Source organism: uncultured Meiothermus sp. (assembly GCF_937863175.1).
In the GTDB taxonomy this organism is placed as follows: Bacteria; Deinococcota; Deinococci; order Deinococcales; family Thermaceae; genus Meiothermus.
This window is the reverse complement of sequence record NZ_CALMCQ010000250.1, coordinates 1-3,013: the sequence shown is the minus strand read 5'-3', so window position 1 is coordinate 3,013 and position 3,013 is coordinate 1. Positions and strand designations below refer to the sequence as shown.

5 protein-coding genes are annotated in these 3,013 nt (G+C 58.8%); all 5 read left to right on the top strand.

Features of this window, described 5'->3' with window-relative positions; genetic code table 11:
• On the top strand, positions 1–356 hold a 356-nt coding region (locus Q0288_RS09500; RefSeq protein ID WP_299429777.1), incomplete at its 5' end, for an NUDIX domain-containing protein.
• A 36-nt stretch (positions 357–392) separates the two neighbouring features.
• Positions 393–1,091 carry a gamma carbonic anhydrase family protein gene (locus Q0288_RS09495; protein WP_299429775.1) on the top strand — a complete coding sequence of 233 codons (699 nt, stop codon included), beginning with the start codon at positions 393–395 and terminating at the stop codon, positions 1,089–1,091.
• Positions 1,092–1,160: 69 nt separating this feature from the next.
• Positions 1,161–1,511, top strand: a complete 351-nt coding sequence (locus tag Q0288_RS09490) for a DUF2946 family protein (RefSeq protein WP_299429773.1) — start codon at positions 1,161–1,163, stop codon at positions 1,509–1,511.
• Between the two features lie 89 nt (positions 1,512–1,600).
• The gene (locus Q0288_RS09485; protein ID WP_299429771.1) at positions 1,601–2,038 is read left to right on the top strand and encodes a copper resistance CopC family protein; all 438 of its coding nucleotides are present in this window, start codon (positions 1,601–1,603) and stop codon (positions 2,036–2,038) included.
• 134 nt (positions 2,039–2,172) lie between these two features.
• The coding region (locus tag Q0288_RS09480; protein ID WP_299429769.1) for a CopD family protein at positions 2,173–3,013 on the top strand (841 nt) is incomplete at its 3' end.

The window sequence follows — 3,013 nt, the reverse complement described above, 5'->3', positions numbered from 1 at the left end:
TATTCAATGCACAGGGAGAGGTTTTGCTGATTCGAGACAAACAAGGGTACTGGTGCTTTCCCAAAGGGCACCTGGAAGCGGGCGAGAGCTTCTCCCAGGCGGCTGTGCGCGAGGTAGAGGAAGAGACCGGACTAAAGGGCAGTGTGGTGCTCGAGCTTCCACTCACCCGCTACGTCAATAACAAAGGAGTTGCTCGAGAGATCCACTGGTTTTTGATGGAGGGCAGGGGCCCCATCTTCCTGGAAAAAGGGCTTAGTGGGGCAGGCTTTTTTGATCTATCCGAGGCCAGGCGCCTACTGGCCTTCCCAGAAGATTTAAGGTTGTTGGAAGAGGCGCTACGGCATGTTCAAGAGTAAAATTCCGACATAGACTATGCCTATCAAGGAGCATTCATGGCTGTTTACCGCTTAGATGATCGAGCACCGCACATTCACCCCACGGCTTTTATTGCCCCCAACGCGTTGATTGTGGGCCAGGTAGAGATTGGCGAGAAGGCTTCGGTCTGGTTTGGTGCGGTGGTGCGAGCAGACACCGAGAAGGTGGTGATCGGCGCGGGCAGCAATGTGCAGGATGGCGCAATCTTGCACGCCGATCCGGGTGAGCCCTGCATTCTGGGACAAAACGTGACCGTGGGCCACCGGGCTGTGGTGCATGGCGCACAGGTGGAAGAGGGTGCACTCATCGGCATTGGAGCGGTGGTACTCAACCAGGCCAGGGTGGGAAAAGGGGCCATGGTGGGAGCCGGTGCAGTAGTGCCGCCCGGAATGGAAATCCCTTCAGGTATGCTGGCAATTGGCATCCCGGCCAGGGTGCGTGGCCCGGTGGAGCCGACCCAGAATGCTGAACGCTACGTGGAACTCTCCCTCCACTACCAGGCCCACCTTTCGCCCATCACTCCAGTGGGTCGCTACCAGATCACCCTGCGCGGGCAGGATGCCCTCAATCCGTTCAGCGATTTGCATTTGCAGTTCAAGCGAGGCGAGCCGGAGGCTCTGACGGCCCTCAAAGCCATTGTGGACGGACGGGCTGGTGAGGTCAGACCAGAGGTGCTGCATGAGCTGGTGCGTGAGGGCCTGATTCGACCGATTTAAGGAAGGCCCCTGATCCTTTGTTTAGAAATCTTCCACGTTAGTGCAGTCGTGGGGTACAGTGAATGAGCAGTGATTACGCGAAGCAGCAGGCTCGGAACCCTGCAACCTGTAGCGGTTGGGTTGGTAGGGGTGATTTTGCTGGCCTCGCTGTTCTTTGGCTTGCGCGGGCTGGTGATGCTTCCGGTGGAGCCTGTCCGGGTTCAGCATCACGAACCGGCCCCCAAGCACGATACCGGAAAGACCCATAACCACTTCGAGCACTGTCCCTTGTGCTTTTTGCAGGTGTTGGTACCTTCGCAGTCTCCAAACCCTGGTTTGGGCCATCCGATCCTCATTAAGCTTCACTTGGGGCTGGAGGACCGCCCGGCCAGGGACGAGTTACTGCAGGCGACTGCGGCTCGAGGGCCACCTCAACCCTAGCACGCGACCTTTGTCGAGGAGTTTTTCCATGCCAGGCGTTCGGCTGTGTCCAACGCTGCGCAGTGTATCTAAGTATCTAAGGAGAACTAGTGACAAGAGTGTTCTTCACCTGCACGGTGCTGCTGGGTATGGTGCTGGCCCATGCCGAGTACCACAGCTCCACCCCTGCGGCTAACGCAACCCTCAAAATCCTTCCCAGTGTCATCACCATCAATTTCAGCGAGGCCATTGAGGTACGGCTCTCAACCTTCAAGGTCTATCCGCTCAATGCGCCCCAGGAAGCCTGGAGCAGTTCTACCCGGCTTCACCAACTGGCTCAGCCGCTGGTGCGCCAGGTGCTACCGCTGCGCAACGACGCTGCTCGTCGGGTGGATGCAGGTGTAACAACTGCCGCCCGCACCAGTAAAACAGTTGCGCTGGCCCTCAAACCGAATCTTCCGCCCGGTGCTTATGTGGTGATGTGGAAGAATTTGGGTGTGGACGGCCATTCCGTAACCGATTACTTCGTTTTTGTCTACAGGCCTTAGAGCGGTTGTCGAAGAAGGCATACCCATTCGTGGAACCAGGAGACTGCGTTTTACCAGTGACATAACGGTTAGCCCTCGACTTAAGCCCTACGAACATTCTTCTACCTGACCGGTAGCCTCCATAAGGTTCTGCTATGCCCCACGAACACGACGATACCCAGTCTGTCCTGCGGGCAGCCCTCTACGTTGGGGTTTTTCTGCTCCTGGGGGCGGGAGTGTTCGCCCGTTATGTAGGCCCGGAGGCAGCCCGCGCCCAACCCTGGCGACTGTGGTACATGCTCTCGGGGGGATTTTTGCTGACCCTGGGAGCTACCCTGTACGGCATCTACCACGTGACCTGGATGTTAGGTGACACCTCGTTGATGGGGCGCTACCTGACCGAGACCGCCCAGGGCCACCTGCTGCTGGCGCGGCTGGGTTTGCTGGTGGGACTGCTGGTGCTCTCGATGGGATGGTTCCGCCTGGATCGCTGGATGTATCCTCCGCTGGCGCTGGGCTTGCTGCTGACCCTAACCCTCACCTCCCATGCTGGCGTTGCAGGCGGTCTGCAACTCTGGGCCGGTCTACTGCACCTCGGCTCTGGGGTGGTGTGGGCGGGTTGCGTGCTGATGCTAGCGGTGGTCTGGCCGGGTACGAGGTACGAGCCGGTATTGCGGGCCATTCGCCGTCTTTCGGTTCTGGGATCTGCCTCGTTGGTACTGGTTGCACTGATGGGGGTGTACCTTTCCTGGGTGCGGTTGGAAGAGCCTTCCAACCTCTGGACTACGGCGTACGGTCAATTTCTGCTGCTCAAGATAGGGTTGGTGATTCTGGTGGTGGGGTTTGCCGCCGTGAATCGTCTCTGGCTTCTGCCCCGCTTACAGGCCAAGCAGGCCAAGGGGTTGCAGACCGTGACCCTTGAGGCCGCCCTGATTGCCGGGGTGTTGGTGATCAGCGGCTTTCTGGCTACCGCCGAGCCACCTCCGCCATCCAGTC

What these genes read in the sequence shown, in the direction of transcription:
- Q0288_RS09495 (WP_299429775.1), top strand. Translation starts at nt 393, where the DNA reads ATGGCTGTTTACCGCTTAGATGATCGAGCACCGCACATTCACCCCACG.